Below are 4535 nucleotides of genomic sequence, written 5' to 3'. Positions count from 1 at the left end.
GGACGTCGCTTCGGGCCAGACCTGCCCGCTGCTGTCGTATCAGTGCGCTATCGACGCTGTGACGGCCCGCTGTTTCCCGTCCTATGCCCTGCGGCGACACGCGAAGGCCATCGGCGCGGTGCCGCAGTTGGATTTTCTGCTAGTCAGCGCCGCCCTCGCCGAGGGCTGGGCGGTCTCGGTGCCCGACCACGAAGGCCCCAACGGGATCTGGGGCACGCCGTACGAACCTGGCTACTGCGTCCTCGACGGAGTCCGGGCCGCACTGAGCTCGGAGCGCATCGGATTGTCCGCGTCGGCGCCCGTCGCGTTGTGGGGGTACTCCGGCGGCGGGCTCGCCACCGGCTGGGCTGCCGAAATCTGCGCCGACTACGCACCCGAACTCGACATCGTCGGCGCCGTGCTCGGATCACCCATCGGCGACCTGGGCCACACCTTCCGCCGGCTCAACGGCGGCTTCCTGGCTGGTCTCCCCGCGTTGGTGATAGCCGCGCTGACACACATCTACCCAGACTTGGACCGAGTGATTCAGGAGCACACCAACGAAGAGGGACTCGCTCTGCTGCGCCAGCTGGAGACCATGACCACGGTGGCCGCGGTCATCCGGATGGCGAGAAAGGACGTGAGCGAGTACCTCGACCGGCCGCTGGAGGAGATCCTGACGATGCCGGAGGTCCAGCACGTCTTAGACAGCATCAAACTCGGCACCACGGCGCCGACACCGCCGGTATTGATCGTGCAGGCCGTACACGACTACCTCATCGATGTCGCCGACATCGACGCGCTGGCCGACGCCTATTCGGCCGGCGGAGCCGACGTCACCTACCACCGGGACGCGTTCTGCGAGCACCTGCTGCTACACCCACTGTCCGCCCCGATGACGCTGCGATGGCTGTCGGACCGGTTCGCCAGCCGACCCCTGACCGATCACCTGATCAGGACGAAGTGGCCGACCATGTTCAATCCCGCGACCTATGTCGGCATCGCCCGGCTGGCCGTGTTCGCGGCGAAGGTCCTCACCGGCAGGACGGTCCAGCGCCGTCCGCTGTGACTTATCACCTGGCGGAGGTTTCCGCCGCGCCCGACCGCCGTCAGGTTGTCCATCTCCGCCTGCAGGCGGTCCTTGCCGTCGCGCAGGAAGTAGTCGATGACCTTGGGATAATTGGCTGCCAGCGTGTCACAGAAGACCAAGCGTTCGGCTCGCACGGGAAGTCCGCGTCAGCGATGACTTTGTCCAGCCAGCCGAGATTCTGGTTCGTCAGGTCCAGCGGCATAACCAAGTGCCACTCGGTGATCCGCCAGCCCTCTTTCTGACTGGTCTCGACCACCCGCTGGTATGAGTTCTTGATCTTTCGTTTCTGAGTGCCGGTGAGGTTCTCGCAGTACCTCTTCACCTGATACACCGCCCGCTCGGCCCCGAAGCGCGCCGGGCCGGGCACGAAGATGTCGATGCCGCCGTCGCCCTGACTCGGCCGCACCCGATGGGCGCTTGGGTATCGACTGCACAGCAGCATCGCAACGACAGCCTCAACGTCTTCGCCCGACTGCCGGGTCCATTCAACTCGGGCCACTGTCCACCTCCACAGCACGTCGGTATCGCGTCGACGTGCCAAACATGACTTAACACCATCAGCCCGACACCGTTGCGCAAGACACGCCGGTAGAGCCCCTATTCCGACGCTCGATGAGTCGCAAAGGGTAGATAACGGACGCCGCTCACCTGCTCGCTGAGCGCTACCCCAACGGCATGCCGCCGGAGGAGGCGATCCGGATCGTGACCGCGGTCGCCGACGCACTGGACTACGCCCACCAGCGCCAGCTGTTGCACCGCGACGTCAAGCCGGCCAACATCCTGCTCGCCTACCCCGACTCGGGCGCCGAGTGGGTCATGCTGGCCGATTTCGGCATCGCCCGGTGGGTTGACGACGCAAGCGGGCTCACCGCCACGAACCTGACAGTGGGCACCCTCACCTCGGCCGCCCCGCGTGGTATCACGCGCACTCGAGACCGGCTGATCCTGTTCATCACCGGCATCTGGGGTCGCCATCAGCGGCATCGCGCTGCAGATCAAGTACAGCTGATTCGCCCGCAGCTTGTTTCGCCACTTATCTCGCGCTGGGAAACCAGCGTCCCTCGTAGACGGTGCCGAGCGGGATCGGCCGGCGGCCAGTGCTGCGACCGACCGATTCCCATCGGTGAAGGGATGGAGCTGGATGGGTCCGGTGATGCGCCGTCGTCAGCATTGCCGCCAGCTCCCAGGCCATCCAGCCGCTGCGAGGTCACCGGAAACCTGAGGAAGGCCGCGCTTCGAACGCCCGGCACCACGCGGAGGCGTCAGCGTTAGTCAAACGGGCCGCGCCACTGCAAGTTGGGGAATTTGGCGTAGCCACGGTCATTGGTGATCCACGTGGCGCCGTTTTCGACGGCCAGCGCCGCGTGATAGGCATCCGGCACATCGTTAGCCGTGGCCGAGACATCCCGGCAGAGTTGGGAGAAGATCTGCCAGTGCTTTGCGCCTGGCCGCAGCGGGACTGCGGCGGGCGCGGAGCGCACCGCGCGGCAGAACTCCAATACCTGCTCGGTACTACTCGGCTGGCGGTAAACCCGGTGATTGGTGGCCAGCCGAACAACCCCGGACAGAACGAGCTCGCTGACACCGACCGGTTCCTGTCCGGTCATCGTGTGCCGCAACCACTCGGCGTAGCGGAGGTGATCTGTGCTGTCACGGCGAAACGCGTAGAGCACGACGTTGACGTCAGGGCAAAGCATTCTCGCCCAGCAGGTCGGCAAGGGCTTCCCGGTCGTCGAGATTGACACCGGGCTGCAGGCCCCCGGCGCCGCTGGTGGGAAATGTCCACGTCGACCCGTCCCCTGCCGGCTGTTCGCGCCGCAACAGCACCCGCAGTGCGTCGTCCACCACCGCCCCCACCGAGCGGTGCGTTCGGACGGCGACCAACTTCGCTTCAGCAAGCAGGTCATCGGAGATGTTCAGCGTCGTACGCACGGTCTGCATCATAGCATCAGGTAGTAGCATCAGGATGCGCGCGCTTGGCGTTTCATCGGTGTGGGTCGCATATCGGCTAATGGCCGACCGCTCAGAAGTTGTCGCCGCGACAGCCGACCACATCGACAACGCGGCGGCATACGATGCAACGATCCGTGCGGATCGCCCCTCGGAGGACGCGAAATGCCATGACGTACTATCAGCGCGCCTATTCCAGACCTCACACGGCGGCCATCACGGTCAGTGGGGGTGACCCGGTGGGCACGTGTCATCTGTGTTCCGTGTGCCTTCGTCTCCGTCGGGCGATGATTGACGTATGCCCGCCGTCGGCGCTCTGGTCCGCTCCACCAGCGGTGAGTGGATGGTCCGCCCGCCGACCCGGTGCCCTGCCGGTCACCCGCTAGGTCCGGGCCGGATGCCAGTCGGTCATCAGCCGTGTTCGTGCCCTGGTGGGCACACGACGTGGACGTGCCTTGATTGCGGTGGTGTGGTGTACGCGCCGCCGCTGGCGATTGGATGCCGGATGCTTGCCGGCGCGGCAGCGGTGCGCTAGGAAGGGAAAGTTCATGTCATACACGCGGGCGGCTGAGCATGCGGACCGAGCAGCGGAGTTGGCAGCGTCGGCGCGCCACCATGCCGCTGACGACGATCACGTGACACGGGCGCTGGCCGATGCGGTTCAGGAGATCGCGAAAGCGATCGCCGAGTTGGCGCGGACAACGGCGGTAACACCGACCGGCGACTGAGCCGGCCGAGTTCGTCGGCCTCAATGAGCAGCTGGTGCGACGACCCGCGGCGTTGCCGCTTTGCACATAGAGCGCGGATTCCTTAGGTCAAACACGGTCATTGGTAAAATCCATTGGTTTGCCACCGCAGCGAAAATTCCGGGTCCACCGTTCAAAGGCGAGGCCGCCGGACGCCTTGGCCGACCGGCTCGTCGACCGGCGAGCAACGGCTGGCCCGCGCCATGCGCCAAGCGTCAGAGATTCCTCTCGGCGCGGTCGATGTCGACGAGCTGATCCTCCATGACCTCGATCTCCGCGGCCAACTCGTCGGCCCTCTGACGCAGGACGCGCAGTCGCCGCTTGGCCTGGACCTTCTGGGCTTGGAGGCTGGTGACGAGTTCAGCCGACGAGTAGCTCGACGGGTGACGACGACTGGCGGGAGGACGGTTATCCATCACGGTGACCCCCCTCGGGTGTGCTGGACCCAGCGCAATTAGCCGGGAACCCTGCCATCAAGTCTATTGACCGCCCCTCACTGACGCGGGCGAACTCCGAAAAGCTGAATTCGATGCGGGCCACCCGCCCGACCACGCAATCCCGCGCGCGCTCAGTCCAAGTAGATGGGCCGCCCAACAGGGGCGACCCCATCTAAACTAAATACCCCACAGGACGGCTCCACCGACGGCACCAGCGACGCGCTCGCCCGCCTTGAGGCCGAACTGCCGCGACTGCGGGTGGTGCGCGGCGACGGCCTGCCCGCCGGCTGGGTCGGCAAGCCCTACGCCCTGCACCGTCTGAGCGTCGTGGCC

General features: G+C 65.9%; 6 protein-coding genes and 1 pseudogene. 3 read left to right on the top strand and 4 right to left on the bottom strand.

Annotated elements, in window-relative coordinates; all coding sequences use genetic code 11:
- The coding region (locus VKI00_RS05120) for a lipase family protein (RefSeq protein WP_324435928.1) at positions 1-1048 on the top strand (1048 nt) is incomplete at its 5' end.
- 40 nt (positions 1049-1088) lie between these two features.
- On the opposite strand, the gene VKI00_RS05115 is transcribed toward VKI00_RS05120, so the two are convergent.
- Positions 1089-1568 carry a restriction endonuclease gene (locus tag VKI00_RS05115; RefSeq protein WP_324435927.1) on the bottom strand — a complete coding sequence of 160 codons (480 nt, stop codon included), beginning with the start codon at positions 1566-1568 and terminating at the stop codon, positions 1089-1091.
- Positions 1569-1702: 134 nt separating this feature from the next.
- On the opposite strand from VKI00_RS05115, the pseudogene VKI00_RS05110 reads away from it, so the two are divergent.
- Positions 1703-1981, top strand: a pseudogene (locus tag VKI00_RS05110) (protein kinase domain-containing protein); the annotation flags it as partial.
- Between the two features lie 356 nt (positions 1982-2337).
- On the opposite strand, the gene VKI00_RS05105 reads toward VKI00_RS05110, so the two are convergent.
- Both VKI00_RS05105 and VKI00_RS05100 read right to left on the bottom strand, forming a co-directional pair.
- Positions 2338-2742 (bottom strand): TA system VapC family ribonuclease toxin, encoded by a 405-nt coding sequence (locus VKI00_RS05105; protein WP_324435926.1) that lies wholly within the window; start codon positions 2740-2742, stop codon positions 2338-2340.
- 10 nt (positions 2743-2752) lie between these two features.
- Positions 2753-3001: a type II toxin-antitoxin system VapB family antitoxin gene (locus VKI00_RS05100; RefSeq protein ID WP_324435925.1), complete on the bottom strand. Its 249-nt coding sequence runs from the start codon at positions 2999-3001 to the stop codon at positions 2753-2755.
- A gap of 566 nt (positions 3002-3567) precedes the next feature.
- Here VKI00_RS05100 and VKI00_RS05095 point away from each other — a divergent pair.
- Positions 3568-3747, top strand: a complete 180-nt coding sequence (locus VKI00_RS05095) for a hypothetical protein (RefSeq protein WP_324435924.1) — start codon at positions 3568-3570, stop codon at positions 3745-3747.
- Between the two features lie 233 nt (positions 3748-3980).
- Here the strand turns inward: VKI00_RS05095 and VKI00_RS05090 are convergent, their stop codons facing one another.
- A complete protein-coding gene (locus tag VKI00_RS05090; protein WP_324435923.1) occupies positions 3981-4181 on the bottom strand; it encodes a hypothetical protein in 201 nt (66 codons plus the stop codon).
- Positions 4182-4535 lie beyond the last annotated feature (354 nt).

The sequence above is a fragment of the Mycobacterium sp. genome (assembly GCF_035314665.1).
In the GTDB taxonomy this organism is placed as follows: Bacteria; Actinomycetota; Actinomycetes; order Mycobacteriales; family Mycobacteriaceae; genus Mycobacterium.
The sequence above is the reverse complement of the archived record's forward strand: the minus strand, read 5'-3'. Positions and strand labels throughout refer to the sequence as shown.